Genomic DNA, 26,155 nt, shown 5'->3' on the forward strand with positions numbered 1-26,155 from the left:
AAAATCCGCGTTCCGGATGACGCGAACCTCTTGATCACGCCAGGGGGTTGAGGCGGGTCAGGGTCTCGATGTCGGCCCGGTGGCCGATGTGCTTCTCGGTGGGGGTCTCCACCACCACGGGGACTCCGGCGGTCGCCGGGTGGGCCATCAGCTCCGCGAAGGCCGGCTCACCGATGGTGCCCTTGCCGATGTTCTCGTGCCGGTCCCGGGTGGAACCGCGCAGATCCTTGGAATCGTTGGCGTGCACCAGCCGCAGCCGCTCGGCCCCCACGGTGGCGACAAGCGTGTCGAGGGTCGCCGTCATGCCGCCCTCGGCGGCCAGATCGTGCCCGGCAGCCCACGCGTGGCAGGTGTCGAAGCAGACCCCGAGCATCGGGTGCCGGTCCACCGCGTCCAGGTACGGACCGAGGTGCTCCACCCGCGAGGCGAGCGACCGGCCGCCACCGGCGCTCGGCTCGACCAGCAGCATCGGTCCGCCGGCCTCGGCCGTCCAGTCGAGCAGCGGCAGCAACTCCCGGCGGACCTGCCGCAGCGCCTCCTCGGCGTACCCCTCGTCGACCGAGCTGCCGGCGTGGAACACCACCGCCCGCGCGCCGATCGCCACGCCCCGGCGCAGCGCGTGCGCCAGCGTCAGCGCCGACTTCTCGACCGTGGCCGGGGTGGGCGAGCCCAGGTTGACCAGCAGCGAGGCGTGGATGAACGCCGGAATGCCCCGCTCGGCACAACCCTCGCGGAACAGCGTGTCCTGCGCCGGGTCACCTGGCGGCAGCGCCCAGCCCCGCGAGTTGGAGACGTACACCTGCACGGCGGCGGCTCCGGTCGCGTCGAGGTACGGCAGGGCGGCCTTGGCCAGCCCACCGGAGGTCGGCGTGTGCGCGCCCACCGGCCGCGCGGTGCTCGCCGTCATCAGAAGCACGTGAGGGTGACCGGGGTGCCCGGGGGCACCTGCGAGTTCTCGCCCGGGGCCTGGATGCGGACCGTGGCGTTCGGGTTGAGTACGACCGTCACCGGGTAGCCCTGGCTCTCCAGCACCTGCTTGGCCTGCTGACAGGGCAGGTCGATCACCCGGGGCACCACGACCAGCGGCGGACCCTTGCTGATCTCCAGCTTGACCTCGGTGCCCTTCTCCACGCCCGCGCCGTCGGCCGGGCTCTGGCCGAGGATCTCGTCCTTGGGCTTGTCGGAGTCCTTGAAACTCTCCACCGGCTTCAGGCCGAGCTCGCCCAGTTTGGTGCGCGCCTCGGTCAGGCTCTTGCCCACCAGGTTCGGCACCGTCACCGGCGCCCGGCCGCGGCTCAGGATGAGCGTGATCTTCGTACCCGGCTTGACCTCGGCGCCCACCTTCGGGTTGCTGTCCAGCACGACGCCGGCCGGCAGGGTGTCGTCATAGCGGGTGGCGCCCTTGGCGACCACCAGTTGGGCGTTGACCAGATCGGCCTCGGCCAGCTCGTACTCCTTGCCGATGACGTCCGGCACCGGGAAGCGCTCCGGGCCCAGCGAGAGGGTCAGGGTGATCGTGCCGCCCTTGACGATCTTGCTCGACGAGGCCGGGCTCTGCCCCAGCACGCTGTCCTTCGGCACCTTCTCGTCGAAGCGTGGCTCCCCGTACGCCAGGGTCAGGCCGGCGCGCTCGGCCTGGGCCTGCGCCTCGGCCTTGTTCAGGCTGACGAGTTGCGGCGCGGACGTGTAGCGGCCGACGCCGAACCACCAGCCGGCCAGCGCGGCCACCAGGCCCAGCGCCACGACCACGGACGCGAAGGCCAGGCGGCCCTGGGAACTGCCCAGGATCCGGGTACGCAGCTCGGCGAACCGCGCGGCCAGACCCTCGGCGGGCTCCGGTGCGGCCCGCCGGCGGCCCGGGCTCTGGCTGCCGCCCTCGGGCAGCCGCGCCCAGGTCGGACGTTCCACCGGGCGGATCGCGGCGACCATCATGGTCGGCTGGGAGGCCGGCGGCTCGTCGGTGATCCGGCGCAGTACGGCGGTGCTGCTGCTGTTGACGTTGCCCAACTGGTCCCGGGCGACCTGGACCTCGGCCAGCAGCGCGCCGGCGTCGGCGGGCCGGGCGGACGGGTCCCGCCGGGTGGCGCGCTGCACCAGCGCGTCGAGGGCCGGCGGCAGGCCGGGCACCAGCGTCGAGGGCGCCGGTACGTCCCGGTCGACGTGCTGCCAGGCGACGTCCACGGGACGGTCCCCGTCGTACGGCACCCGCCCGGTCAGCATCTCGAACAGCACGATGCCGGCGGAGTAGACGTCGGTACGCGGATCGGCCCGACCCTCGGTGACCAACTCCGGGGCGACGTACGCCACGGTGGCCATGAGCTGGGTGCCCTGCTCGTCGTCGGCGCTGGCCTCGACCGCGCGGGCGAGCCCGAAGTCGGCCACCTTGACGACGCTGTCCACCAGGTTGGCGACACCGCCGGTCGGCGCCTCGGCGACCAGCACGTTCTCCGGCTTGACGTCGCGGTGCACGAGACCGGCGCGGTGCGCGGCGGCGATCGCGGCGAGCATCTGCTCGGTGATGGCCAGCGCCTCGTCCGGGTTGAGCCGGCGTCGCTCGGCCAGCACGTCGCGGAGCGTACGGCCGCGCACGTACTCCATCACCAGGTACGGCAGGCCGGCGTGGGTGCCCTGGTCGTAGACCGCGACCACGTTCGGGTGGGTCAGCCGGGCGATGGTCTTGGCCTCGTCGGTGAACCGGGCCACGAAGTTGGCGACCCGGGCCCGCGCCTCGGGCGCCTGGGTCGGGTGAATGATCTTGACTGCGACGGTGCGCTCGAGGCGTTCGTCGGTGGCGGTGTACACGGTCGCCATGCCACCACGGGCCACGCGACCGCGAATGCGGTAGCGCCCGTCGATCAGCGAGCCCAGCAACGTGTCGGCGACCTGTGTGTCCATCGGCAGGGAGTCTATGTGTCCAGGGGGTGGGAGTTGAACAGGATGCTACAGCCCGAAGACGTACCCGGTCCGTCCCGTCGTGGCCGCCATCCCGGCGGCGGCCCTGATCCGCTGCTCACCGGCGGTCCGTGTGGGGTGCCGATGGCTCCCGCCGGCGACGGCGTGGCAGGGTGATCGGGTGACCGAATCCGTACCCGACCCCGAGCTCGCCGGCCCCACCGACCCGTCCGGCTGGCTCACCCTGCCCGACGTCGCCGAGCGGCTCGACGTGTCGATCAGCAAGGTCCACCAGATGATCCGCGACCGGGAGCTGCTGGCGGTCCGCCGCGACGGCGTCCGCCGGATCCCCGGGGACCTGGTGGCCAACGCGACAGTTCTCAAGCACCTGCCCGGTGTGCTCACCCTGCTGGCCGACAACGGCTACGACGACGAGGCGGCCCTGCGCTGGCTCTACGAGCGGGACGACACGCTGCCCGGCAACACGCCCGCCGCCGCCCTCTCCGGCGACCAGGCCCGCGAGGTCAAACGCCGAGCCCAAGCCCTGGGCTTCTAACCGACCCGCGTGGTGTGGAAAGCCCGCAGGCCCACGTTGCGCCGATCTTGCACTTTGTGTTGCCGTGATGGGCTGCTCTGCCCTAAATGTCGCCACCGAAAGTGCAAGATCGACGCGGGTGGGGGCCGGGGCAGGGAGGGAGGGAGGGTGGGGGCGGGTGGGGGCGGGTTAGTCGGAGCGGCGGGTTGCCGCTATGGCGAGGTCGACCAGGGCCTGGCGGGCTTCCGTGTCCAGGTCTACGGCCGCCAGGGCGGCCAGGGCGGTGTCGGTGAGCGTCACGATGCGCTGTTCGGTGCGGGTCAGGGCTCCGCTCGCGTCGATCAGCTCGCGCAGGCGGGCCACCCCCTGTTCGTCCAGGTCCGGGTTGCCGAGCTGACCGAGCAGCAGCTCCCGACCCGCGTCGTCGGTCGTCTCCACGGCCGCCGCCACCAGATAGGTGCGCTTACCCTCGCGCAGGTCGTCACCGGCCGGTTTGCCGGTCTGCGCCGGGTCACCGAAGACCCCCAGCACGTCGTCACGGAGCTGGAACGCCTCGCCCAACGGCAACCCGTACGCCGAGTAGGTCGTCCGGACCTCCTCGCTCGCGTCGGCCAGCGCGGCGCCGAGCAGCAGCGGACGTTCGACGGTGTACTTCGCCGACTTGTACCGGGCCACCTTGCCGGCCCGTTCCAGCGAGGTGTCCCCGGTGGCCTGGGTGAGCACGTCGAGGTACTGCCCGACGGTGACCTCGGTGCGCATCTCGTCGAAGACCGGCCGGGCCCGGGCCAGCGCCCGCAGGTCCAGGCCGGCGGAGTGCAGCAGCTCGTCGGACCACACCAGGCAGAGGTCGCCGAGCAGGATCGCGGCGGCGTCGCCGAACCCGTCCGCGTCGCCGCCCCAGCCGGCCGACCGGTGCCGACTGGCGAACCGCCGGTGCACCGCCGGCTCGCCGCGCCGGGTGTCGGAACGGTCCATCAGGTCGTCGTGGATGAGGGCGCTGGCCTGGACGAACTCCAGCGCCGCGAGCGCGGTGAGCACCTCGTCGCCGTCCACCCCGCCGGCGCCCCGGAAGCCCCAGTAGGCGAACGCCGGACGGAGGCGCTTGCCGCCACCGAGCACGAACGCCTCGATCGCCTCCGCCACCGGTACGAGGGCCTGATCGACCCGGATCAACCGGGCCCGCTGGCCGGCCAGGAACTCGGTGAGCGCCTCGTCGACCCGCTGCCGCAGGCCGGCACGGTCGACGGGGGACACGGGAGCAGCATGGGTCACGCCACGACGCTAGCGCTTCGCCACTTCCCGCGCCCCACCGCCACGCGTAGTTCCGCCGGCCCGGCCGCCACCTGCCCGCCCGGCCGGCCGCGTGGCCGTCACCCCGCGCCGGCCCGGCCCGGCCGCCGCGGGCGGTCCGGTCCGCCGGGTGCGCGCGGCCGCCTCGGTGAGGACCTCCGCCGGTACGTCCAGCACGACGGCGAGCCAGCCGAGCCAGAACGCACCGGGTACGCGTCGCTGCCGCTCCCACCGGGACACCTCGTGGCGGCTCAACGTGGCGACGCCCGCCGCGGCGCACAACTCGGCGGCGGTCCGCCGTTGGCTCCACCCCCGGGCCAGCCGGCGCCGGACCAGCAGCGGCCCGAGTTGGGTGCGGTACGGCGGTGCGGACGGGATCATCGGTCCTCCGGGCGGGTCGACGCGGTGCCGCCCCGCCCGCGCGACGGGCCGGGCGCACCTCGGCTGCGTGACCCCCACGCCGGAAACCGGGCCGCCCCCACCGCCCCTTCCGCGCCCCCCGTTCCTACCCCCGGGGTACGACGACTTCCGCGCCCGGTCGCGCCGAGGGCCGGGACCGGACAACTCGTCCACGACGGTGGGAAGCTCCTGGGTCACGGTGGCGCCGCCCGCTAGAGTCGGGTCGTGGCGCTCGGTCTTCCCTCGGTACTCCCCAATCCGCAGCCGGCGATCGGGGCGCTCATCCGTGACCATCAGCCGACGTTCTCGTTCGAGTTCTTCCCGCCCAAGACCGAGGCGGGGGAGCGGCTGCTCTGGCAGGCGATCCGCGAGTTGGAGTCGCTGCGTCCGTCGTTCGTGTCGATCACCTACGGCGCGGGCGGCTCGACCCGGGACACCACCGTGGCGGTGACCGAGCGGATCGCCACCGACACCACCCTGCTGCCGATGGCCCACCTGACCGCCGTCAACCACTCCGTGGCCGAGCTGCGGCACGTCATCGGTCGGCTCGCCGGGGTGGGGGTGCGCAACGTGCTGGCCGTCCGTGGCGACCCGCCCGGCAACCCGGGCGGCGAGTGGGTCCGGCATCCCGAGGGCGTCGACTACGCCGAGGACCTGGTCCGCCTGGTCCGTGACTCCGGCGACTTCAGTGTCGGGGTGGCGGCCTTCCCGTACAAGCACCCCCGCTCGCCCGACGTGGCCAGCGACACCGCGCAGTTCGTCCGCAAGTGCCGGGCCGGCGCCGAGTTCGCGATCACCCAGATGTTCTTCGACGCCGACGAGTACCTGCGCCTGCGCGACCGGGTGGCCGCCGCCGGCTGTGCCACCCCGATCCTGGCCGGGGTGATGCCGGTGACCCAGATCGGCACCATCGAGCGGTCCGTGCAGCTCTCCGGAGCGCCCTTCCCGCCCGCGCTGGCGGCGCGCTTCGAGCGGGTGGCCGACGACCCGGAGGCGGTGCGCCGGCTCGGCATCGAGCAGGCCAGTGAGATGTGCCGCCGGTTGCTGGACGAGGGCGTACCGGGAATCCACTTCATCACCCTCAACCGGTCCACCGCCACCCGGGAGGTCTGGCAGAACCTCAAGGCCGGCGCGCGGGTGTGAACGCGGAGTCGGCGACACCTGATGCCCGGCACGACGGTTGATCCTCAGGTGGGCACACAGCTGAACTGGGACCAGTACGCCACGGCGTGGGCGCGGTTGCACGGCGGGTTCGACCCGCGGGTCGCCGCGCCGGTGGTGCGCGCCTGGCTGCGGTTCGCCTACCACGTCGGGTACGTGCTGGGCCGGCTGCGGGTCGGCCCCACCCCGGTGACCGTGGTCGGGGTGCTGCTCTGTTTCTGCGTACCGTTGCTGGCGACCCGGCCGGGCGACGGCCCGTTCCTCGGCGCGCTGTTCGTGCTGCTCGCCGCCGTGGCCGACAGCGTGGACGGTGCCGTGGCGGTCGCCACCGGCCGCACCACCCGGCTCGGCTACGTCTACGACTCGCTGGCCGACCGGCTCGGCGAGGTGGCCTGGCTGCTGGCGTTCTGGCTGGTCGGCGCGCCGGGTGCGCTGGTCGTCGCGGGCGGTGCGCTGTCCTGGCTGCACGAGTACGTGCGGGCCCGCGCGGTCTCCGCCGGGATGCGCGACATCGGCGCGGTGACCGTCGGCGAGCGACCCACCCGGGTCTCGGTCGCGCTGGCGGGTCTGGTGGTCGCCGGACTGGCCGGCCTGATCGAGCCGGACCTGGCCGCCGGCACCATCACCATGGCGACCGCGGTCTGGGTGCTGCTCGCCGGCTTCGGGCTGGGGCAGCTGCTCTCCACCGTCCGCCGCGCGCTCCTCGACGCCGGCTGACCGACCGGCCCGGCTGAACGACCCCGCCGGCTGACCGACCCGACCACCTACCAGGCGGGACCGATCTCGTCGGCGACGATCTGCGCGGAGAGGGTCACCATCGGCAGGCCGCCGCCGGGGTGGCTGGAGCCGCCCACCAGCCACAGCCCGTGCGCCGGGCCCCGGTTGGCCGGCCGGAGCAGACCGCCGGCGGTGCCGTAGATCGCGCCGCCCGGCGCCCCGGTCGCGGTGTCCAGGTCGGCCGGGGTGCGGACCTCGCGGAACAGCAGCCGGTCCCGTACGTCCACGCCGCGCTCGGCCAGCACCGCCAGGATCCGGTCGGCGTACGCGTCGGCCAGTCCGGGGCGTCGCCAGTCGACCGCGCCCGCCGCCGTGCCCTGCCGGGCGGCGTTGACCAGCACGAACCACGCCTCGTGCCCCGCCGGGCGGACCATCGGATCGTCGGCCACGGTGACGAACACCGTCGGGTCGGCCGCCGGTCGGGCCGGTACGCCCCGACCCGGGTCGCCGAAGACCGCGTCGAACTCGGCGTCGTAGTCACGCGGGAAGAAGACGTTGTGGTGCGCCAGCCCGGTGCTGCCGGAGACGCCGAGCAGCAGCACGAAACCGGCGAGGCTGCGGTCGGTCAGCGCGGCCAGTCGGCGCGGGTGCGGCAGCAGGTCACGGTAGACGGTGAGCGCGTCCACGTTGGCCACCACCACGTCGGCGGGCACCGGCGCGGCGACGCCGGCGAGGCGTACCCCGTGCACCTGGCCGCCGGTGGCGTCGATCCGGGTGACCCGGGTGTCGGTCTGCACGACCACGCCCAGGTCCAGGCAGCGGGTCAACAGCGCGTCGGCCAGGGTGCCCAGCCCGCCGCGCAGGTACCAGCCGCCGAAGGCCAACTCGGCGTAGGGGACCGCGACCAGCGCCGCCGGCGCCCGGCGTGGGTCCGCGCCGGTGTAGGTGGCGTACCGGTCCAGCAGCATCCGCAGCCGCGGGTCGGACAGGTGCCGGCGGCCCAGGCCGCGCAGGGTGCGTCCCGGCGCGATGGCGGCCAGGTCGCCCAGCCGCCAGGCCAGCGAGGCCAGGTCGCGGGGAGAGTCGACGGTGCGGCGCAGGATGTCCCGCGAGGACGCCTCCCACACCCGTGCGGCCCGACGCCACAACCGCTGCCAGTCGGCCGCCGCCCGGTCACCGAGAGCGGCGCCGATCCGCGCGGCGAACTCCGCCGGGTCGGCGCACGAGTCCAGGATCGGGCCGCCACCTGCGAAGACGTGCCGGACGATCGGGTCCAGCGGGACCAGGTCCAGGTACTCGTCGAGCTTCGCCCCGGTCGCCTCGAACAGGTCGTGGAACACCTCGGGCAGGGTGAGCAGGCTCGGCCCGGTGTCGAATCCGAACGTGCCGGCCGGGGTGTCGTGCGCGTACCGGCCGAGCTTGCCGCCGACCGTGTCGGCGGCCTCGAAGACGGTCACCTGGTGTCCGGTGGCGGCCAGCCGGGCGGCGGTGGCGAGGCCACCCACCCCGGCGCCGACGACCACGATCCGCGCCATGCCGTGCCCTCCCTAGGTGACCGGGCGGCCCCGCCAGGTGAGGCGGTGTCGCTTCCGCAGATGGTACGACCGCAGGGTCAACCAGCCGAGGACCACGACCGACACGGGGTGTGCCAGCGCGTCGGGCCACCACCGGCCCCCGGTCGCGCGGGCGGTGAGCGCCCGCCCGGCCACGCCCAGCAGGTAGGCGATGAGCGCGACGGCGGCCACCGACGGTGCCCCGACCGCCAGACCTGTCAGCGCGACCAGCGGCGGGGCGGTGTAGAGCAGCAGCAGCGCCGCCACCACGGCCGCCGCCGCGCCCGGATGCCCGAACGACGCCCACAGCGACTTCGAGTACCCGTCGCGCAGTTGCGGCCAGTCCTCGTACATCCGGCAGCTGGCCAGCCGCGAGCCGTCGGCCAGGGCGATCCGCCCGCCGGCCCGCTTGACCGCCCGAGCCAGCTCGACGTCCTCCAGGATCTTGTCGGCGACCGCGGCGTGCCCGCCGGCGGCGGTGTAGCCGGCCCGGTCCACCACCAGGAACTGCCCGCCCGCCGCGGCCAGCGACGGCCGCGGCGAGCGCTCCATCGCCCGCAGCGGCAGGAAGGTCAGCCAGAGCCACTGCAACAGCGGCTGGACCAGCCGGTCGGCCGCCGTCGCCACCACGATCCGGGGGTACGGCGACAGCAACGTCACGCGGGCGGCGCGCAACTCGGTGACGGCCGCCGCCACGGCGTGCGGGGCGAGCACCACGTCGGCGTCGACGAAGACCAGCGCGGTGGCCTCCGGGTCGGCCCGGGTGGCGAGCTGCCAGCAGGCGTGCGGCTTGCCCAGCCAGTCCGGCGGCGGGGCGATCCCGGTGAGCACGGTGACCCGGGGATCGTCGCCGGCCACCGCGCGCACCACGTCGGCGGTGCCGTCGGTGGAGCCGTCGTCGAGGACCACGATGCGCAGCCCGGGTACGCCGCGCTGGGCGAGCAGCGCGCGCAGGCACGGCGTGACCCGGGTGGCCTCGTCGCGCAGCGGCAGCAGCACGGCCACCGGCTCGCCGACCTCGTCCGGCGCGTCGGTAGGCCGGCGCAGCCAGCGGGTGGCGTTGACCCAGGTGTGCGCGGTCAACGCGGCGACGGCGACCAGCAGGACGGCCAGGATGGTCATCGGGTGGCGTCGACGCCGGTACGGTCCGGCCGGTGGTCCTCCTGGCGGATCTCGCCGGCCCGGCGGGCGCGCAGCAGCGTCACCGTCAGCGGCACGGCGGTGACCGCCATGCCGGCGGCGCCCCAGAGCGCCGAGGCGGGCAGGTCCAGGAAGACGGCGTGGGCCAGGATGCTGGAGAAGTACGTCCACAGGTAGAGCGCGACCATCGGGTGGTCCCCGGCGTCGGTGCGCTCGGCGGTCGGGCCGGCCAGCGGACGCAGCGCGCTCATCAGCAGCACCGCGAAGAGCAGCCAGCCCAGGTAGTTGCTGACCGGGATGCCGGTCAGGCCGGGCAACGCGGGGGTGGCGTCGCGCCACACCCAGTAGCCCTCGGCGACCATCTGCGGGTCGAGGAAGAGGTCCCAGGCCGCCAGTCCCACCGTGGCCAGCACGATCCGCCGTACCCAGAGTCCGGCGGCCGGCCCCCGGCCACCGCCGGTCGGGGCGCGGTCGCCGCCGGTCAGGCGGACCGCGGCCAGCCAGGCCGGCCAGGCCATCCAGGTCCACGCCAACGGAATGATCAGCGGCACCCCGGCGAGCTTGGGACCCAACTCGCCCGAGTAGTCGTAGCTGCCGAACGGCACCCCGGTGGCCACTCCGATCGCCTCGATCGCGAACCCACCGCCGGTGGCCACCGCGACCAACGCCGCCGCCACCCGGGGCCCCCGACTGAGCAGCGCGTGACCGACCGAGAGCAGCCAGCCGAGCACGACGGTGGCCACGGTCAGCCCGGGCCGGGTGGCGCCGGTGGTGAGCGGGTAGCAGATCTGGGCGAGCACCAGGACGCCGAGCAGCGTCCAGGAGATCCGCCGGGTCATGACGCCGGGGGATCGAGCGGCAGGTCCCGACCGAGGACGCCGAACGGCCGCTCGTCACCCGGGAAGTGGAAGTCGCGCAGCACGTCGACGAAGCCGAAGCGCCGGTACAGTCGCCAGGCCCGCGAGGTCTGCTCCTCGGCCTCCGGGGTGGACAGCAGTGTGGTGTCGCCCTCGGCCATCGTGAGCAGCGCCCGCAACTGGCCGGCGCCCAGGCCGTGCCCCTGCGCGGGCGGGCGGACGTGCAGCTCGACCACCTCGAAGCAGTGGGTGAGCCAGCGCTTGCGGGTCGGGCCGTCCAGCGCCCGGTGCACCTGGTCGTGCCACCACTGGCCGGGACTGCCCAGATAGCCGTACCCGAAGCCGGCGAGATGGCCCTCGCTGGTCAGGCTGGCCACGGCCCGGAACCCGGGCCGGCGGACGTGGGTGGCGATGTAGCCGCGCCGGGCCTCCAGCAGGTCGGTGCGGTACCCCATCGCCTCGCCGTAGACGGCCACCACATCGTCCAGTCGTCGGACGAGATCGTCCGGCGTCCAGCGCACCAACCTCATGCCCGCCCATCCTTCACTGTCGCCTGGTCGCCGTCGGCGGCCCACCCGAGGACCGTCCGGTCGCCGAGGACGTCGCGTACCTCGAACCGGGCGAACAGCTCCTCGGCGTACCAGCCCGCGGTGGGAGTTCGCATGATCGCCGCCCGATGCTCCGGGTGACGGTACGCGAACGCCACCAGGTCCGTCGGGTCGCGCCACACGCTGACCGTGCCCTGCCAACCCAGCGGGGCCTCACCGACGCCGAACCGGGCGAGCAGCCCCGGCGCGTCGCGCAGGGCCGCGGCCACCGGCGGGATCGCCCGCCAGAAGGTGGCCGCCCGACGTGCCCGCAGCCGGGCCCGCGTCAACGCCAGCACCGGCCCGGTCACCCGACCGCCCGGCGGTTCGCCGAACGGCCGCTGGCCGGACCACTCGCCCCGGCTGCTCAGCGGACGCAGGTCGACCCGGACCTGCGCCCGGGCGATGCGCGCCCAGGCACGCCCGACCGGCGAGTCGTCGAAGCCGGCCGCCGCCGCGGGGGAGTCCCAGACGGTCAGCGCCGCCCACCTGGTGAGGTCGGCGTCACCCGGACCGAAGCCGGTGCCCGTCCCGGTGCCCAGCAGTTTGCCGAACCGGACGCCCGGCAGGGCGCGCAGCCGGCGTGGATCCACCGCCATCCGGGTCAGCGCCCGGGGCAGCGCGCCGCGCGGGGTCCGCCACACGTGCAGGGTGACCAGCTCCGGAGTCGTACTCACGCCACCTCGGCCGGGGTGCCGGCGGTGACGCGCAGCAGTTCGGCGTAGGTGGTCGGGAAGACCGCCTGCGGTACGCCGCCCGCGGCCCAGATCTGCGGGTACGCCGCCAGCGCCGTGTCCACCAGGGTGCGCAGCGTCCGTGGGTGCCCGAGCGGGGCGACCCCGCCGATCGGCTGCCCGGTGTGCGCGCGGACGAACTCCGGGGTGGCCCGGCGCAGCCGGGTGACGCCGATGGACGCGGCCAGCCCGGCGGTGTCCACCCGGTGCGCGCCGGAGGTGAGCACGAGCAGTGGCGCGTCGTCCGCGTCGAAGATCAGCGAGTTGGCGATCTGGCCCACCTCGACGCCGAGCGCCTCGGCGGCGGCTGCCGCGGTGTGCACCGCGTCGGGCAGGAGGCGGACCGTGCTGGGCTGACCGGCGTCGTCGAGTGCGCCGGCGCCGTCCAGCGCGTCCTGCACCGCCCGTACGTTCGGGTGTGGCTGCATCCCGTCATTCTCCCCGGTCCGTCGGTGATCGGTTCAGCCGGCCACGCCGTCGTGGGTACCCCTCCCTCGCGGGTCGCGGCCGGCCGAGCGGTTCGGGCGGTCAGGAGGCGGCCCGGTCGGTGACCAGCATCTGCACGCCGTCGAGGATCCGGGACAGTCCGAAGTCGAGCGCCTGGTCCTGGCCGTCCTGGGCGGCGGAAGAGGCCACGGCCGCGAGCAGTGCCGGGAACCGCCGCTCATGCCCCCGCAGCAGGGCGGACAGCCCTGGTTCCATGGCTCGCTCGGGGGTGTCGGTGTCGATGGCCGCCACCTGCTGGGCGAGGTTGCGGACGTGCCCGACCAGGAGTACCACCACGTCGAGTTTCTCGCCGCCGTGCAGGCGGGTGCCCTCCAGCGCGGCGACGGCACGTTCCATCCAGCCCAGCTCGTTGGGGCCCATCACCCGTACGCCGACGGTGGCGGCCACCGCCCACGGGTGCCGGCGGAACCGGTCGTACATCTGCCGTGCCCAGGCGTCCAGCCGATCGCGCCAGGGAAGGTCGGTCGGTAGCGCGGGTGGTTCCCCGATCCCTGTCTCGATCATGAGGGCGACGAGTTCGGTCTTGCCCGGCACGTACCGGTAGAGCGCCATCTTGGTCACACCCAGCGATTCGGCGACCCGCTGCATGGTCACCGCCCCGAGCCCGTCGGCATCGGCGATCACGATGCCAGCCCGGGCGATGGCGTCCAGGGTGAGTGTGGGTCGGGGTCCGCGCCGAGGGGTGTTCGGTGGCCTCCAGAGCAGGTCGACGAGGTGTTGGCGCGGGGGCGGGCTAGCGGCGTCCACCGGTTCCATCGAACTTCTCCGTCGGCTGGGCTGTCCTGATCGTCGAAACTGTGTCTAGAGTAATCTGTATCCGTGGGACACAGTTTTGATCCGGAGGAACCCATGTCGCATCCCCTTCCACTGCGCGGTCTGCGCGTCCTCGTCTCCGGCGCGGGCGTCGCCGGGCCGGCGCTTGCCTGGTGGTTGACCCGCTACGGCGCCGAGGTCACCGTGGTGGAGTTGGCCCCCGCGCTGCGCACCAGCGGCTTCGCGGTCGACTTTCGCGGCCCCACCCACCTGCGGGTGCTCTCCGCGATGGGTGTTCTCGACGACCTGCGTGCCGTACAGACCCACGGTGGCGCCATGAGCTGCGTGGATGAGCGCGGCCGGGAGATCTTCCGGCTGCCCGCCGAGTTCGCCGGGGGTGAACTGGAGGTCTATCGCCGGGACCTGTCCGGCATCCTGCATCGGCACAGCGCCGACCGGGCCGAGTACCTCTTCGGTGACCGGATCACCGCGCTCACCGAGACCGCCGACGGGGTGCACGTCGAACTCGACCGCGCCGGCGCCCGCGTCGTCGACCTGGTGGTCGGCGCCGACGGGCTGCGCTCGGGCGTACGACGGCTGGCCTTCGGCCCGGATTCGGAGTACGTGCGGCACCTCGGCTACCAGTTGGCCGGCTGGGACATGCCCAATGACCTGGGCGTGGGAGCCGTCGCGCAGCAGTACAACGTCCCGGGGCGGATGGCCAGCGTCGCCGCCGACCAGCGTGATCCGGCCCGGGCCGGCGTCTTCGTCGTCTTCACCGCGCCCGACCCGGGAGGTGACTGGTACGACCTCGACCAGCAGAAGAAGATCATCGGGACCGCGTTCGACGGGCTCGGATGGCACGTGCCGCACCTGCTGGCGGGTCTGCGGGACGCACCGGAGCTGTACTTCGACTCGATCAGCAAGGTGCGCGTACCGCACTGGCACACCGGTCGCACCGTGCTGCTCGGTGACGCGGCGTGGGGGGTCACCCTCGGTGGGATGGGGGTCGGCACCGGCGTCGTCGGCGGGTACGTCCTCGCCGGCGAACTGGCCGCCGCCGGTGGCGACCATCGGGTCGCCCTTGCCGCGTACGAGCGACGGTTGCGTGACTATGCGATGCGCTGGCAGCGCGGCGCCAGTCCCGGCCCCTTCCTCGCACCGGCCACCGCCGGCGGACTCTGGGCGCGCAACCGGCTGCTGCGTAACCGGCAGGTCCAGGCCCTGTTGGTGCGCGGCACCCGATCCCTGGCCACTGACCTCGACCTGCCCCGCTATCCGGCCGTCGCCTGACCCTCCCCACCGTGCTCCGGCGCACGACCGGCGCGTCACACGTTGCATTTTCGTCGGAGGGGAGGTGTACTGTCAGCAGTAGTTAGAACGAGTGTTCGATTGCCTCGAACGCTCGTTCCAACCAGCCGGAGCGCGGTGTTTCGCGGCGCCAGTTCCGGCCGGTGCGGCTCCGCGGGCCGCACCTGGGTTTCCGGGCAGTCGCGAGCCCGGTCCCGTCAGGCAGGAGCGTCGCCCGCCGCCCACGACCCCCGGGCGGCGGGCGACGAACCCGCCGGTACGCCGGCCGGGTGTGGTGTGGGGAAGCATCCACACCCGGCCGGCCACCCCCGGTGCGTCTTCCTCCGCACCACCCGACCTCGGCGTCTCGTCGGCGGCACCATCGCCCCGGCCGATGCCCCGGCCATGTGGAGGAGACAGTCCATGCCGACCAACCCGGCTCAGGCACCGACGGTGCCGGCGCACGTGCTGCCGCACCGCACCCCTGCCCAGCTCCTCACCCTGGCCCGTCGTGGGCTGGTCGAGGCCGGCCAGACCCGACCCGACGGCCTGCGTTACGCGGCCGCCCACCTGGCCGCGCTGCGCGCGGCCGCCGCCCTGCTCGCCGCCCGGGCCCGTCCCGCACCGAGCCGGCGCAACCGGATCACCAGCGTCTGGGTCCTGCTCTGCGCCGTCGCCCCCGAGCTCGACGAGTGGGCCCGCTTCTTCGCCGCCGGAGCCAGCAAGCGAGCCGCCGCCGAGGCCGGCATCCCCCGGGTGGTCAGCGCCCGGGAGGCCGACGATCTGCTCCGCGCCGCCGAACAGTTCGTCACGGTGGTGGAGACCGCGCTCGGCGTGGCACACCAGCCAGCCCTGGACGGCCTCGCGGCGTGAGACCGCCGTGACGCCGGCCGCCTGGAAGGGAAGCCGGGCGGCCGGCGTCACGGTGCGGCCTGATCTGTCCACAGCAACGACGGGGGGTTGGTCCCATGGCGGGCCGCATGGTGGTCGGTTCCGCCGCGCTGGCCGATCTGGTACGCCCGGCGAGCGCGCCCGATCCGGTCGGCGGTCACCGCGTGCTACCGGTGGCGCCCGAGCTGACCGGCCTGTTGCCCAACCGGGGCCTACGCCGGGGCAGCACGATCGCGGTCGCCGCCGGTCAGCCCCGCCGCAGTGGGGGCACCTCGCTGGTGCTCGCCCTGCTGGCCGAGGCGTCCCGGGCCGGCTCGTGGTGTGCCGTGGTCGGAGTGCCGACGTTCGGCGCGGGCGCGGCGGCCGAGCTGGGCATCTCCCTGGACCGGCTCGCCCTGGTGCCGAATCCGGGCCCCGAATGGGCCACCGTGGTCGCCGCGCTGATCGACGGGGTGGACGTGGTGGTCACCGCCGTACCGGCCGCGGTCTCCGCCTCGGTCGCCACCCGGCTGGCCGCCCGGGCCCGGCAACGCGGCAGCGTGCTCGTCCCGTACGGCCGGTGGGACGGCGCGGACGTGACGCTGCAGGTGGTCCGCGGGGTCTGGGAAGGGCTCGGTCAGGGTCGGGGGCGGCTGCGTCGCCGCGAGGTCACCGTGTCGGCGCGCGGACGGGGAGCAGCCGCCCGCCCCAAGGAGATCAAGGTCTGGCTCCCCGACGCCGAACTCACCCGTGTCATTCCCCGGGCGGTGCGGTCGACCGTGGGCCGACCGTCCCGGCCGCTCGCCCTGGTCGGGTCGGGGTGACCGGCTCGCCGACCCGGACCCTGCTGCTGTGGTGCCCGGACTGGCCGGTGCTCGCCGCCGAGATCGTCGACGGGATACCCGCCACCGGCCCGGTCGCCGTACTGCACGCCAACCGGGTGGTCGCCTGCTCCGAGCGGGCCCGCGCCGAGGGCGTACGCCGAGGGCTGCGCAAGCGGGAGGCGCAGGGTCGTTGCCCGCAGCTCACCGTCGTGGACTACGACCCCGGCCGGGACGCCCGGGCGTTCGAGCCGGTGGTCGCCGCGCTGGAGGAACTGGTGGCCGGCGTCGAGGTGGTCCGGCCGGGCGCCTGTGCGGTTGCCGCCCGGGGCCCGAGTCGCTACCTCGGCGGTGAGGAGGCGGCGGCCGAACGGCTCATCGAACACGTCGCCCAGTCGTGTCTGGTGGAGAGCCAGGTGGGCATCGCCGACGGGGTGTTCGCCGCAGGGCTGGCCGCCCGTGCCGGCCGGGTGGTGGCGCCGGGTGGGACGCCGGAGTTCCTGGCCGGGCTGCCGGTCGAGGCGCTCGGCCGGTCCGCGCTGGCCGACCTGCTGCGCCGGCTGGGGGTGCGGACCCTCGGTGACTTCGCCGCGCTGCCGGCCGGCGACGTGCTGGCCCGTTTCGGGTTCGACGGCGCGCTGGCCCACCGGCTGGCCGCCGGCCGGGACCACCGCCCGCTCGCCGTCCGGCAGCCGCCGGCCGACCTGACGGTGACCGCCGGGTACGACGAGCCGATCGACCGGGTCGACGCGGCGGCGTTCGCCGCTCGTGCCCTGGCCGAGCAGTTGCACGACCGGCTCGCCGGGCACGGGCTGGCCTGTACCCGGCTCGGCATCGAGGCGGTCACCGAGCACGGGCAGGAGCTGCACCGGGTGTGGCGGCACGACGGTCTGCTCACCGCCGCCGCCATCGCCGATCGGGTGCGCTGGCAACTCGACGGCTGGCTCTCCGGCAGCAACGGTCGCGCCGGTGCCCGCCCGGCCCGCCCGACGTCCGGCATCATCCGACTGCGCCTGATCCCGGACGGTGTGATCGCCCAGGCCGGTCTGCAGGCCGGCCTCTGGGGGGAAACCGGCGAGGAGCGTGAGCGGGCGCACCGGGCATTGAGCCGCGTACAGGGCATCCTCGGCCCGGAAGCGGTGGTCACGGCGGTGCTCGGTGGCGGGCGTTCCCCGGCCGACCAGGTGCGACTCGTGCCGTGGGGTGACGAGCGGCTCCCGGCCCGACCCGGCCCACCGGCCGTCGCCGGCGCGGGCGACAGCGCCGGTGGTGCCGTTAGCGGCGGTGCCAGTGCCGCCGGTGCCGGTGGCGCCGTCGGTGGCCGTGGCGGTGGTGCTGGGGGCGGTGGCCGTGGTGCCGGTGGTGGTGCTGGCGGTGGGGGTGCCGGTCCGGCGACCGGTCGGGGTGGCGGCACCCCGCCATGGCCGGGCCGACTGCCGCCGCCCGCGCCCGCCGTGGTGCTGCCCAGCCCGCTCGCCGCGACCGTGCACGACGCCGCCGGCGAGCCGGTGGTGATCAGCGCGCGGTTGGCGGTGAGCGCCGCCCCCGCCCGGTTGGTGGTCGGCACCGGCCAGCCGGCGGAGATCGTGGGTTGGGCCGGACCGTGGCCGGTGGACGAACGCTGGTGGGCGCCGGCCGAGGCCCGCCGCCGGGCCCGGTTCCAGGTCAGTCTCGCCGACGGTGCGGCTCTGCTGCTCGCCGTGGAGTCCGGACAGTGGCTGGTGGAGGCCATCTATGACTGAGTCCGGTGGGGACATGTCAGGCGTCGGCGAATCTGGTGTTGGCGGGTGCGGCACCGACCGAGCGGGGCGCGGCATCGGCCGGGAGGCGGATGTCCTGATGAGCGTGATGACTCACAGGCATATTTATGCCTCTGAGTCATCACGCTCATCGCACCTCTCGCCGCCGGCCGGGCGACCGCCGTCGTGTTCGTCGACGCGGCCGTCCACCACCATGCGGCTGGCCGGTCGCGCCACCACCCTCCGGTCGGCCCGCACCCCTCTGCCGACCAGTGCCGGGCGGACCAGCGCGGTCGGAGCGGGTGGATGAGCTTTCACAACCCGAAGATGCCCTGGTCGGAGTTGGAGAGCGTGCTCTCCGGCCGGGCCGGCGGCGGGAGACCGCGCGCCGAGCGGCACCTGCACGTGGTGGACCCGCTCGCCGTGGATGCCGACGGGGGAGACTCCCCGGCCTGGAGCCGCCACCGCGAGCGGTACCAGCCGCCGGAGCTGGTCCGTCCCGACGGCGTGGTCCCCTACGCGGAGCTGCACGCGCACACCAACTTCAGTTTCCTCGACGGCGCCAGCCATCCGGAGGAGCTGGCCGAGGAGGCGGCCCGGCTGGGGCTCACCGCGCTCGCCGTCACCGACCACGACGGCTTCTACGGGGTGGTCCGGTTCGCCGAGGCGGCCCGCACGCTGGGCCTGCCGACCATTTTCGGCGCGGAGCTGTCCCTCGGGCTGCCCGGACCGCAGAACGGCGAACCGGACCCGCACGGCGCGCACCTGCTGGTGCTGGCGCACGGCCACGAGGGGTACGCCCGGCTGGCCACCACCATCGCCCGCGCCCACCTGCGCGGCGGGGAGAAGGGCCGCCCGGTCTACGGGGAGCTGGAGGAGGTCGCCGCCGAGCTGAAGGATCACGTGCTGGTGCTGACCGGCTGTCGCAAGGGGCACGTGCCGGGTGCGCTGCTCACCGAGGGGGTGGACGCGGCGGCCCGCGAGCTGGACCGGCTGACCGCGCTCTTCGGCGCGGAGACGGTGGCGGTGGAGCTGACCGACCACGGTCATCCGGTCGACGCCGACCGCAACGACGCGCTCGCCGACCTGGCGGCGGCGGCCGGGCTGCCGACGGTGGCCAGCAACAACGTGCACTACGCCAGCCCCGGCCGGCGGCGGCTGGCCACCACGGTCGCCGCGGTGCGGGCCCGGCGCAGCCTGGACGAGATCGACGGCTGGTTGCCCGCGGCGGCCACCGCCCACCTGCGCAGCGGCGCGGAGATGGCCGCCCGGTTCGCCGCGTACCCGGGCGCGGTGGCCCGGGCCGCCGAGTTCGGCGCCGAGCTGGCCTTCGACCTCCAGCTCGTCGCGCCGCAGCTACCGGCGTACCCGGTGCCGCCGGGGCACACCGAGATGAGCTGGCTACGCAAGCTGACCGCCGACGGGGCACACGAGCGCTACGGGCCACCGCAGGCGCACCCGGCGGCGTACGCGCAGCTCGACCACGAGCTGAACATGATCGAGGAGCTGGGCTTCCCCGGCTACTTCCTGGTGGTCTACGACATCGTCACGTTCTGCCGCCAGCAGGACATCTACTGCCAGGGTCGGGGATCGGCGGCCAACTCGGCGGTCTGCTACGCGCTGCGGATCACCAACGTGGACGCCGTCCGGCACCGGCTGCTCTTCGAGCGGTTCCTCGCCCCGGAGCGGGACGGCCCGCCGGACATCGACGTGGACATCGAGTCCGACCGGCGGGAGGAGGTGATCCAGCACGTCTACACCCGCTACGGCCGGGAGCACGCCGCGCAGGTCGCCAACGTCATCTCCTACCGGCCCCGGTCGGCGGTGCGGGACGTGGCGAAGGCGTTCGGCTTCTCACCCGGTCAGCAGGACGCCTGGAGCAAGCAGATCGACAGGTGGGGGTCGGTCGCCACGGTCGACGTCGAGGGCATCCCGGAGCAGGTGGTGGAGTACGCCAACGAGCTCCAGACGTTCCCCCGGCACCTGGGCATCCACTCCGGTGGCATGGTGATCTGCGACCGGCCGGTGATCGAGGTCTGCCCGGTGGAGTGGGGGCGGATGCCCGGGCGCAGCGTCCTGCAGTGGGACAAGGACGACTGCGCGGCCGTGGGCCTCGTGAAGTTCGACCTGCTCGGCCTGGGCATGCTCTCCGCGTTGCACTACGGCTACGACATGATCGGGTCCCGGCTGGATCTCGGCGACATGACGCTCGACGATCCCGAGGTCTACGACATGCTCTGCCGGGCCGACTCGGTCGGGGTGTTCCAGGTGGAGAGCCGCGCCCAGATGGCCACCCTGCCCCGGCTCAAGCCCCGCGAGTTCTACGACCTGGTGGTCGAGGTGGCGCTGATCCGCCCCGGCCCGATCCAGGGCGGCTCGGTGCACCCGTTCATCCGCCGCAAGAACGGCCAGGAGCCGGTGACGTACGCGCATCCGTTGATGCGCAACGCGCTGGAGAAGACCCTGGGGGTGCCGCTGTTCCAGGAGCAGTTGATGCAGCTCGCCATCGACCTGGCCGGTTTCGACGCGGCCGAGGCCGACCAGTTGCGCCGGGCGATGGGCGCCAAACGGTCGATCGAGCGGATGACCCGCATCGCCGACCGGCTCTACGCCGGGATGGCCGAGCGGGGCATCACCGGCGAGCTGGCCGACGACGTCTACCGCAAGCTCACCGCGTTCGCCAGCTACGGCTTCCCGGAGAGCCACGCGATGAGCTTCGCCTACCTGGTGTACGCCAGCTCGTGGCTCAAGCGGTACCACCCGGCCCCGTTCCTCGCGGCGCTGCTCAACGCCCAACCGATGGGCTTCTACTCGCCGCAGACCCTGGTCGACGACGCCCGCCGGCACGGGGTGGAGGTCCGCCGCCCCGACATCAACGCCAGTGGTGCGAAGGCGGTGTTGGAGTCCACCCCGGACACCCGGTGGGGCAGCGAGCCGGGGGAGCCACCGCACGCCTGGGGGCTGGGTGGCCCGGCCGTCCGGCTCGGGCTGTCCAGCGTCCGTACCCTCGGGTCTGACGTGGCCGAGCGGATCGAGGCCGCGCGGACGGCCGATGGGGCGTACCGTGACATGCCGGATCTGGCCCGGCGGGTCGGCCTGACCGCCGCGCAGCTGGAGGCGCTGGCCACCGCGGACGCCTTCGCCTGTTTCGGGCTGACCCGGCGGGAGGCGCTGTGGGCCGCCGGCGCGGCGGCCCAGGACCGACCGGGCCGGCTGCCCGGCACGGTGACCGGCGCGGCGGCGCCCATGCTGCCCGGCATGGAGGCCGTGGATCGGCTGGTCGCCGACGTGTGGGCCACCGGGTTGTCGCCGGAGAGCCATCCGGCCCGGTTCATCCGGGGGCAGCTCGACGTGCTCGGCGCGGTACCGATCGCCCGACTCGGTCGGGTGGAGCCGGGCCAGCGGATCCGGGTCGGCGGCATCGTCACCCACCGGCAGCGCCCGGCGACCGCGGGTGGTGTCACCTTCCTCAACCTGGAGGACGAGACCGGGATGTTGAACGTCACCTGCTCACCGGGGCTGTGGCAGCGCTACCGGCGGGTGGCCCGCACCAGCGCCGCGCTGGTGGTCCGGGGGCGACTGCAACGGCACGAGGGGGTGACCAACCTGGTCGCCGACCGGCTGGACGCCATTGAGCCACCGGTCAGCCCCGCCTCCCGCGACTTCCGCTGAGCAGTGATCCACATTACGGTTTCCGTCGCCTCGGAGCGGGACACTCGTCCTGAGCGGGCAGAGCGGCCCGTGATCCGTGAGGGGGACTGACAAGTGATGGGTAACCACACGTACACCGGTGGCGGAATCGCCAACGTCCGACGGACCCGGCTGGGCGCCGGCTGGATGCCGTCGCACCTCACCGACCCCCGCGAGTACGAGGTGACGAACGGTCCGGTGGCCAACGAGCGTCGATCCCGGGCTGAGGACGCGGTCGAGAGCACCGAGTCCTGACCACTAGGCTCGACCGGGTGGAGCAGACCCGAGGCCGGTTCGCCGCGCCGCCGCTGACCCCCCGTACCGCCGTGATCTGGTCGGTGTTGCGCGCCGAGTTGGACCGGCGCGGCGACGCCGAGTTGACCGTGCTGGACATCGGCGGCGGCACCGGCGGTTTCGCCGTTCCGCTGGCCCGGGCCGGGCACCGCGTCACCGTGGTCGACGCCAGCCCCGACGCGCTCGCCGCGCTCACCCGCCGGGCCGCCGAGGCCGGGGTCGCCGACCGGGTCGTCGCCGTGCAGGGCGACGGCGACGCGCTCGCCGGGCTGGTCGAGCCCGCCGGGGTCGACCTGGTGCTCTGCCACGCCGTCCTGGAGGTCGTCGACGATCCGACGCCGGTGGTCGCCGCGCTGGCCACCGCGCTGCGCCCCGGCGGCGCGGCCAGCGTGCTGGTCGCCGGCCGGGCCGCCGCCGTGCTGGGCCGCGCCATGAACGGGCACCTGGACGTCGCGACCGCGTTGGCCGCCGATCCGGCCGGCAACGCCGGGCCGCGCGACACCCTGCGCCGCCGCTACGACGCCCCCGAGGCCGCCGCGCTGCTCACCGCCGCGGGACTCGAGGTCGAGGACATCCACGGGGTACGCGTGCTCGCCGACCTGCTGCCGGCCGCCGTCTCCGACGGACAGCCCGCGGCCCTGGTCGAGCTGGAACTGGCCCTGGCCGCCCAACCGCCCTACCGGGACCTGGCCGCCCAACTGCACCTGTTCGCCCGCCGGCCGGCATGACCGCGTCGGTCCCGCCCGCCGACGTCGACCCGCCGCTGGCGGTCCTCGCGCCCGACCGGGCCGGCGGACGGCTCGCCGACGTGCTGCCCAGCGCGCTCGCCGTGCTCGGCGTGCCCGGCTCGCCCGACCCGCTCGCGCTGGTGCCCGCCCTGGCCGGGGTACGCCGGATCGCCGTCCTTCTCGTCGACGGGCTCGGCTGGTACCAGGTGCCGACCGCCGCGCCGTACGCGCCGACGCTCGCCGGGCTGGCCGCGACGGTGGGTCGGCCGCTCGTCGCCGGTTTCCCGTCCACCACCCCGACGAGCCTGGTGACGCTTGGCACCGGCGTCGCGGCGGGCGCGCACGGGGTGCTCGGCTTCACCGTGCGGGTGCCCGGCACCGACCGGGTGCTCACCCACACCGACTGGGCCGCCGACCCGTCGCCGCTGCGCTGGCAGCCGGTGCCCACCCAGCTCCAACGGGCCCGGGCCGCCGGCGTGACGACGACGGTGGTGAGCCGGCCGGAGTTCGGCGGCAGCGGATTGACCCTGGCCGCCAACCGGGGCGGCGACTTCCGGGGCGCCGCCGGCGCGGACGTGGTGGCCGCCGCGATGCTCGCCGCGTTGTCCGCCGGAGACGGGCCGACCCTGGTCTCCGGCTACCACCCCGACCTCGACCGGCACGGGCACCTCAGCGGGGTCGACTCGACGCCGTGGCGCAGCGCCGCCGCCGAGGTGGACCTGCTGCTCGCCCGGCTGGTCGACGGGCTGCCGCCGGACGCGGCGCTGCTGGTCACCGCCGACCACGGGCAACTCGACATCCCCGTCGGGCACCGCTTCGACCTGGACACCGATCCACGGCTGCGCGCCGGCGTGCGGGTGATGGCCGGCGAGGCCCGGGTCCGCTACCTGCACGCCGAGCCGGGCGCGGTCGACGACGTGGTGGCCGCCTGGTCGGCGGTGCTCGGCGACGCGGCCCGGGTGCGTACCCGGGAGGAGATGGTGGCCACCGGCTGGTTCGGGCCGGTGCCCGAGGAGCACCTGGGCCGGATCGGCGACGTGGTGGTGACCTGCAACGGCACGTACGCCGTCCTGGCCAGCCGCAGCGAGCCGCCGATGGCGTCGAGGCTGGTGGCGTACCACGGGGCGGACACCGCCACCGAGCTGACGGTGCCGCTGCTGGTGGTGCGGGGCTGACCTGTCGTACCGACCGGCCGGTCGGCGGTCGTGTCGTACTGCGGGGATAACCTGCACCGATGGGCCGCAGTCAGTCGTTGCCCCGAGGCGGTGATCCGCGCTTCGGGCCGGACGCCGACGACTCCGCCAGCGGCATTTTGCACGTCGACATGGACGCGTTCTTCGCCTCGGTCGAGGTGCGCGCCCGCCCCGAGCTGCGCGGCCGCGCGGTCGTGGTGGGTGGCGTGGGCGCGCGGGGCGTGGTCAGCTCGGCCAGCTACGAGGCGCGCCGCTACGGCGTGCGCAGCGCCATGCCGACGTCCCGGGCCCGGGCCCTCTGCCCGCACGCCGTCTACCTCCCGCCGAACTTCGCCGCGTACTCCGAGGCCTCGCGGGCGGTCATGCAGATCTTCCGGGACGTCACCCCGCTGGTCGAGCCGCTCTCGCTCGACGAGGCGTTCCTCGACGTCACGGGCGCCCGCAAGCTGTTCGGCTCGCCGGCCACCATCGCCCGGCTGATCCGCGAGCGGGTCGCCGACGAGCAGGGGCTGACGTGTTCGGTCGGGGTGGCGCCGAGCAAGTTCGTGGCCAAGCTCGGCTCCACCCGGGCCAAGCCCGACGGCCTGCTGGTCGTACCCGCCGGGCAGGTCCTCGACTTCCTGCACCCGCTGCCGGTGGACGCGCTGTGGGGGGTGGGGGAGCGGGCCGCCGAGACGCTGCGCCGGCTCGGTCTGGCCACCATCGGCGACCTCGCCGAGGCCCCGGTGGGCATGCTGCGCACGGCGGTGGGCGCGGCGTCCGCGGCGCACCTGCACGAGCTGGCGTGGGGGCGGGACCCGCGCCGGGTCAGCCCCGAGCAGGTGGACAAGTCGATCGGCGCCGAGGTGACCTTCGACGCCGACGTGGCCGACCCGGTGGAGATCCGCCGGGCCCTGCTCGCGCTCAGCACGAAGGTCGGCGTCCGGCTGCGCGGCGCCGGCCACGTCGGGCGCACGGTCACCCTGAAGGTCCGACTGGCCGACTTTCGTACCGTCAACCGCTCCCGCACCCTCGGCGTACCCACCGATACGGCCCGGGAGATGTTCGACACGGTCTGGGCGCTCTACACCGCACTGGACCCGGGTGAGCGGATCCGCCTCGTCGGGGTGCGGGTGGAGGGGCTCAGCCCGGCGCAGGGCGCGCCCCGGCAGCTCACCCTCGGCGCGCCCGAGCGCGGTTGGCGGGAGGCGGAAGCTGCCGCGGACGCCGCCGCTGCCCGATTCGGGCGGTCCGTCATAGGTCCGGCCAGTCTGTTAGGCGACCGTGACGCTCATCGAAAGGAAAATCCACCCCACCCGTAGGTCGTCCCGCTTTCCGACGCGCGACCCCCCTCGTAGACTTGCGGGTAAGCAGCCGGTTGGCTGCCACGGTCTGTCGGCCCGAGTGGGCCCGACCAACGTGACCGGGGAGGAGTGCCGTGCCGCTCTCGGAGCACGAGCAGCGGCTGTTCGAGCAGATCGAGCGGTCGCTTGCCGAGGACCCCAAATTCGCCTCGGCCGTGCGCGCCAGCGATCCGCGCTTCCACGCGCGGCGTCGCCTGCTCGTCGCTGCCGGCGTGATCATCGCTGGCTTGGCCCTACTGGTCTATGGCGCGGTGATCAAGACTCCACCGCTGGCGGTGGCGGGCTTCGTCGTCATGCTGGCGTCAGCCGCGTTCGCGGTGCAGTCACACCGGCGGGCGCAGTCACCCGACCTGCACGTGGTGGGTGGCACGACGAGTCGTCGTCGTCCCCGCGGTGGCCGTTCCGGTCGCCGACGGTCGATCCTGGACCGGATGGAAGACCGATGGCGGCAGCGCCCGGAGGGGCACCGCTGAGCGCGTCCCGCCGCTGAGGCGGGCCGACCACCGCGACGAGCGGGCCACCGGGTACACACCCGGTGGCCGCCGTAGCTCCGCCATGCCCAAGCACCGCGCCCAACTCGCTCGCTCCGCGCTGTGCTGTGCGTGCGCCGCGTCGTGCCGTTTTCTCCGCGCCGTGTCCGCTCCGCGCTCGCCCCGTGCCGTGCTCGCCTCGCGCCGTGCCGTGCTCGCCTCGCGCCGTGCTCGCGCCGCGCCGCGCCTCGCCGTGCTTGCCTCGCGCCGCGCCGTGCTCCCCTCGCGCATCGCCGTGCTTGCCTCGCCCTGCGCGTCGCCGTGCTCGCCCCGCGCCGGGCGCCCCGCGCGGCACCTCAAGATCGCGTCGATCTTGCACTTTCTGTTGGCCAAATGAGTGGCATATCCCTTATGCGGCGACAGAAAGTGCAAGATCGGCGCTGGTGTCGGTGTCGGTGTCGGTGTCGGGGCTGGGGCGTCGGCGCTGAGATCGCTGTTGGTGCTGGGGTGCTGGGGTGCTGGGGTGCTGGGGTGCTGGGGTGCTGGGGTGCTGGGGTGCTGGGGTGCTGGGGTGTTGGGGTGTTGGGGTGCT

The 26,155-nt window shown here is 74.4% G+C and carries 23 protein-coding genes and 2 pseudogenes; 14 read left to right on the forward strand and 11 right to left on the reverse strand.

The window, feature by feature from the left end:
• Positions 1–34 precede the first annotated feature (34 nt).
• Together AC3EN4_RS29965 and pknB are read right to left on the reverse strand one after the other, a co-directional pair.
• Complete coding sequence (locus AC3EN4_RS29965) at positions 35–907, reverse strand: deoxyribonuclease IV (RefSeq protein ID WP_435209712.1); 873 nt, start codon at positions 905–907, stop codon at positions 35–37.
• A complete protein-coding gene (gene pknB, locus AC3EN4_RS29970) occupies positions 907–2,895 on the reverse strand; it encodes a Stk1 family PASTA domain-containing Ser/Thr kinase (RefSeq protein WP_435209714.1) in 1,989 nt (662 codons plus the stop codon). The genes AC3EN4_RS29965 and pknB overlap by 1 nt, the downstream gene beginning before the upstream one ends.
• Positions 2,896–3,073: 178 nt before the next feature.
• Here pknB and AC3EN4_RS29975 point away from each other — a divergent pair, with 178 nt between their 5' ends.
• Entirely contained in the window at positions 3,074–3,448 is a 375-nt protein-coding gene (locus tag AC3EN4_RS29975; protein ID WP_435209716.1) for an Rv2175c family DNA-binding protein, read from the forward strand.
• A 168-nt stretch (positions 3,449–3,616) separates the two neighbouring features.
• Here AC3EN4_RS29975 and AC3EN4_RS29980 read toward each other — a convergent pair whose 3' ends face one another.
• Both AC3EN4_RS29980 and AC3EN4_RS29985 read right to left on the reverse strand, forming a co-directional pair.
• Positions 3,617–4,699, reverse strand: a complete 1,083-nt coding sequence (locus AC3EN4_RS29980) for a polyprenyl synthetase family protein (RefSeq protein ID WP_422736092.1) — start codon at positions 4,697–4,699, stop codon at positions 3,617–3,619.
• A gap of 9 nt (positions 4,700–4,708) precedes the next feature.
• Positions 4,709–5,098: a helix-turn-helix domain-containing protein gene (locus tag AC3EN4_RS29985; protein WP_435209718.1), complete on the reverse strand. Its 390-nt coding sequence runs from the start codon at positions 5,096–5,098 to the stop codon at positions 4,709–4,711.
• A 243-nt stretch (positions 5,099–5,341) separates the two neighbouring features.
• On the opposite strand from AC3EN4_RS29985, the gene metF reads away from it, so the two are divergent.
• Entirely contained in the window at positions 5,342–6,259 is a 918-nt protein-coding gene (metF, locus tag AC3EN4_RS29990; protein ID WP_435209720.1) for a methylenetetrahydrofolate reductase [NAD(P)H], read from the forward strand.
• A 21-nt stretch (positions 6,260–6,280) separates the two neighbouring features.
• A complete protein-coding gene (locus AC3EN4_RS29995) occupies positions 6,281–6,994 on the forward strand; it encodes a CDP-alcohol phosphatidyltransferase family protein (protein ID WP_363683048.1) in 714 nt (237 codons plus the stop codon).
• Positions 6,995–7,041: 47 nt separating this feature from the next.
• Here AC3EN4_RS29995 and AC3EN4_RS30000 read toward each other — a convergent pair whose 3' ends face one another.
• From AC3EN4_RS30000 to AC3EN4_RS30030, 7 genes are all read right to left on the reverse strand, one after another.
• Positions 7,042–8,529, reverse strand: a complete 1,488-nt coding sequence (locus AC3EN4_RS30000) for a phytoene desaturase family protein (protein WP_435209722.1) — start codon at positions 8,527–8,529, stop codon at positions 7,042–7,044.
• Between the two features lie 12 nt (positions 8,530–8,541).
• The gene (locus tag AC3EN4_RS30005; protein ID WP_435209724.1) at positions 8,542–9,669 is read right to left on the reverse strand and encodes a glycosyltransferase family 2 protein; all 1,128 of its coding nucleotides are present in this window, start codon (positions 9,667–9,669) and stop codon (positions 8,542–8,544) included.
• Complete coding sequence (locus tag AC3EN4_RS30010; RefSeq protein ID WP_435209726.1) at positions 9,666–10,526, reverse strand: carotenoid biosynthesis protein; 861 nt, start codon at positions 10,524–10,526, stop codon at positions 9,666–9,668. Before AC3EN4_RS30010 ends, AC3EN4_RS30005 begins: the two co-directional genes overlap by 4 nt.
• Positions 10,523–11,074 carry a GNAT family N-acetyltransferase gene (locus AC3EN4_RS30015; RefSeq protein ID WP_422736084.1) on the reverse strand — a complete coding sequence of 184 codons (552 nt, stop codon included), beginning with the start codon at positions 11,072–11,074 and terminating at the stop codon, positions 10,523–10,525. Before AC3EN4_RS30015 ends, AC3EN4_RS30010 begins: the two co-directional genes overlap by 4 nt.
• Positions 11,071–11,808 (reverse strand): monooxygenase, encoded by a 738-nt coding sequence (locus AC3EN4_RS30020; RefSeq protein ID WP_435209728.1) that lies wholly within the window; start codon positions 11,806–11,808, stop codon positions 11,071–11,073. Before AC3EN4_RS30020 ends, AC3EN4_RS30015 begins: the two co-directional genes overlap by 4 nt.
• Positions 11,805–12,293 (reverse strand): YbaK/EbsC family protein, encoded by a 489-nt coding sequence (locus AC3EN4_RS30025; RefSeq protein WP_435209730.1) that lies wholly within the window; start codon positions 12,291–12,293, stop codon positions 11,805–11,807. The genes AC3EN4_RS30020 and AC3EN4_RS30025 overlap by 4 nt, the downstream gene beginning before the upstream one ends.
• Before the next feature lie 100 nt (positions 12,294–12,393).
• Positions 12,394–13,128, reverse strand: coding sequence for a TetR/AcrR family transcriptional regulator (locus AC3EN4_RS30030; protein ID WP_435209732.1), 735 nt, complete (start codon positions 13,126–13,128; stop codon positions 12,394–12,396).
• Positions 13,129–13,221: 93 nt separating this feature from the next.
• On the opposite strand from AC3EN4_RS30030, the gene AC3EN4_RS30035 reads away from it, so the two are divergent.
• The 11 genes and pseudogenes from AC3EN4_RS30035 to AC3EN4_RS30085 all read left to right on the forward strand — a co-directional run bounded on the left by AC3EN4_RS30035 (position 13,222) and on the right by AC3EN4_RS30085 (position 25,566).
• Complete coding sequence (locus tag AC3EN4_RS30035) at positions 13,222–14,418, forward strand: FAD-dependent monooxygenase (RefSeq protein ID WP_435209734.1); 1,197 nt, start codon at positions 13,222–13,224, stop codon at positions 14,416–14,418.
• Positions 14,419–14,838: 420 nt separating this feature from the next.
• The gene (locus tag AC3EN4_RS30040) at positions 14,839–15,288 is read left to right on the forward strand and encodes an SAV_6107 family HEPN domain-containing protein (RefSeq protein ID WP_234589090.1); all 450 of its coding nucleotides are present in this window, start codon (positions 14,839–14,841) and stop codon (positions 15,286–15,288) included.
• Between the two features lie 95 nt (positions 15,289–15,383).
• Positions 15,384–16,109 carry a hypothetical protein gene (locus tag AC3EN4_RS30045; RefSeq protein ID WP_422736079.1) on the forward strand — a complete coding sequence of 242 codons (726 nt, stop codon included), beginning with the start codon at positions 15,384–15,386 and terminating at the stop codon, positions 16,107–16,109.
• A pseudogene (locus tag AC3EN4_RS30050) lies at positions 16,106–17,344 on the forward strand (DNA polymerase Y family protein); the annotation flags it as partial. The gene AC3EN4_RS30045 and the pseudogene AC3EN4_RS30050, both read left to right, overlap by 4 nt.
• A 171-nt stretch (positions 17,345–17,515) precedes the next feature.
• Positions 17,516–17,848 (forward strand): annotated as a pseudogene (locus AC3EN4_RS30055) (DNA polymerase Y family protein); the annotation flags it as partial.
• 303 nt (positions 17,849–18,151) lie between these two features.
• Positions 18,152–21,517: an error-prone DNA polymerase gene (locus AC3EN4_RS30060; protein WP_435209737.1), complete on the forward strand. Its 3,366-nt coding sequence runs from the start codon at positions 18,152–18,154 to the stop codon at positions 21,515–21,517.
• A gap of 93 nt (positions 21,518–21,610) precedes the next feature.
• Positions 21,611–21,790 (forward strand): hypothetical protein, encoded by a 180-nt coding sequence (locus AC3EN4_RS30065; protein WP_422736077.1) that lies wholly within the window; start codon positions 21,611–21,613, stop codon positions 21,788–21,790.
• Complete coding sequence (locus tag AC3EN4_RS30070) at positions 21,787–22,557, forward strand: methyltransferase domain-containing protein (RefSeq protein WP_435209745.1); 771 nt, start codon at positions 21,787–21,789, stop codon at positions 22,555–22,557. Before AC3EN4_RS30065 ends, AC3EN4_RS30070 begins: the two co-directional genes overlap by 4 nt.
• The gene (locus AC3EN4_RS30075; RefSeq protein WP_435209739.1) at positions 22,554–23,732 is read left to right on the forward strand and encodes an alkaline phosphatase family protein; all 1,179 of its coding nucleotides are present in this window, start codon (positions 22,554–22,556) and stop codon (positions 23,730–23,732) included. The genes AC3EN4_RS30070 and AC3EN4_RS30075 overlap by 4 nt, the downstream gene beginning before the upstream one ends.
• A 59-nt stretch (positions 23,733–23,791) precedes the next feature.
• On the forward strand, positions 23,792–25,051 hold the full coding sequence (locus tag AC3EN4_RS30080; RefSeq protein WP_435209741.1) for a DNA polymerase IV: 1,260 nt from the start codon (positions 23,792–23,794) through the stop codon (positions 25,049–25,051).
• A gap of 116 nt (positions 25,052–25,167) precedes the next feature.
• Positions 25,168–25,566, forward strand: coding sequence for a DUF3040 domain-containing protein (locus tag AC3EN4_RS30085; RefSeq protein WP_007463044.1), 399 nt, complete (start codon positions 25,168–25,170; stop codon positions 25,564–25,566).
• Positions 25,567–26,155: the final 589 nt, after the last annotated feature.

This window comes from Micromonospora sp. bgisy143, assembly GCF_057708145.1.

Coding starts and splice junctions, on each gene's coding strand:
- AC3EN4_RS30060 (WP_435209737.1), top strand. CDS start 18,152: ATGAGCTTTCACAACCCGAAGATGCCCTGGTCGGAGTTGGAGAGCGTG.
- AC3EN4_RS30040 (WP_234589090.1), top strand. CDS start 14,839: ATGCCGACCAACCCGGCTCAGGCACCGACGGTGCCGGCGCACGTGCTG.
- AC3EN4_RS30045 (WP_422736079.1), top strand. CDS start 15,384: ATGGCGGGCCGCATGGTGGTCGGTTCCGCCGCGCTGGCCGATCTGGTA.
- AC3EN4_RS30035 (WP_435209734.1), top strand. CDS start 13,222: ATGTCGCATCCCCTTCCACTGCGCGGTCTGCGCGTCCTCGTCTCCGGC.
- AC3EN4_RS30005 (WP_435209724.1), bottom strand. CDS start 9,669: ATGACCATCCTGGCCGTCCTGCTGGTCGCCGTCGCCGCGTTGACCGCG.
- AC3EN4_RS30080 (WP_435209741.1), top strand. CDS start 23,792: ATGGGCCGCAGTCAGTCGTTGCCCCGAGGCGGTGATCCGCGCTTCGGG.
- AC3EN4_RS30010 (WP_435209726.1), bottom strand. CDS start 10,526: ATGACCCGGCGGATCTCCTGGACGCTGCTCGGCGTCCTGGTGCTCGCC.
- AC3EN4_RS30025 (WP_435209730.1), bottom strand. CDS start 12,293: ATGCAGCCACACCCGAACGTACGGGCGGTGCAGGACGCGCTGGACGGC.
- AC3EN4_RS30075 (WP_435209739.1), top strand. CDS start 22,554: ATGACCGCGTCGGTCCCGCCCGCCGACGTCGACCCGCCGCTGGCGGTC.
- AC3EN4_RS29995 (WP_363683048.1), top strand. CDS start 6,281: ATGCCCGGCACGACGGTTGATCCTCAGGTGGGCACACAGCTGAACTGG.
- AC3EN4_RS29965 (WP_435209712.1), bottom strand. CDS start 907: ATGACGGCGAGCACCGCGCGGCCGGTGGGCGCGCACACGCCGACCTCC.
- AC3EN4_RS30015 (WP_422736084.1), bottom strand. CDS start 11,074: ATGAGGTTGGTGCGCTGGACGCCGGACGATCTCGTCCGACGACTGGAC.
- AC3EN4_RS30000 (WP_435209722.1), bottom strand. CDS start 8,529: ATGGCGCGGATCGTGGTCGTCGGCGCCGGGGTGGGTGGCCTCGCCACC.
- AC3EN4_RS30030 (WP_435209732.1), bottom strand. CDS start 13,128: ATGGAACCGGTGGACGCCGCTAGCCCGCCCCCGCGCCAACACCTCGTC.
- pknB (WP_435209714.1), bottom strand. CDS start 2,895: ATGGACACACAGGTCGCCGACACGTTGCTGGGCTCGCTGATCGACGGG.
- AC3EN4_RS29985 (WP_435209718.1), bottom strand. CDS start 5,098: ATGATCCCGTCCGCACCGCCGTACCGCACCCAACTCGGGCCGCTGCTG.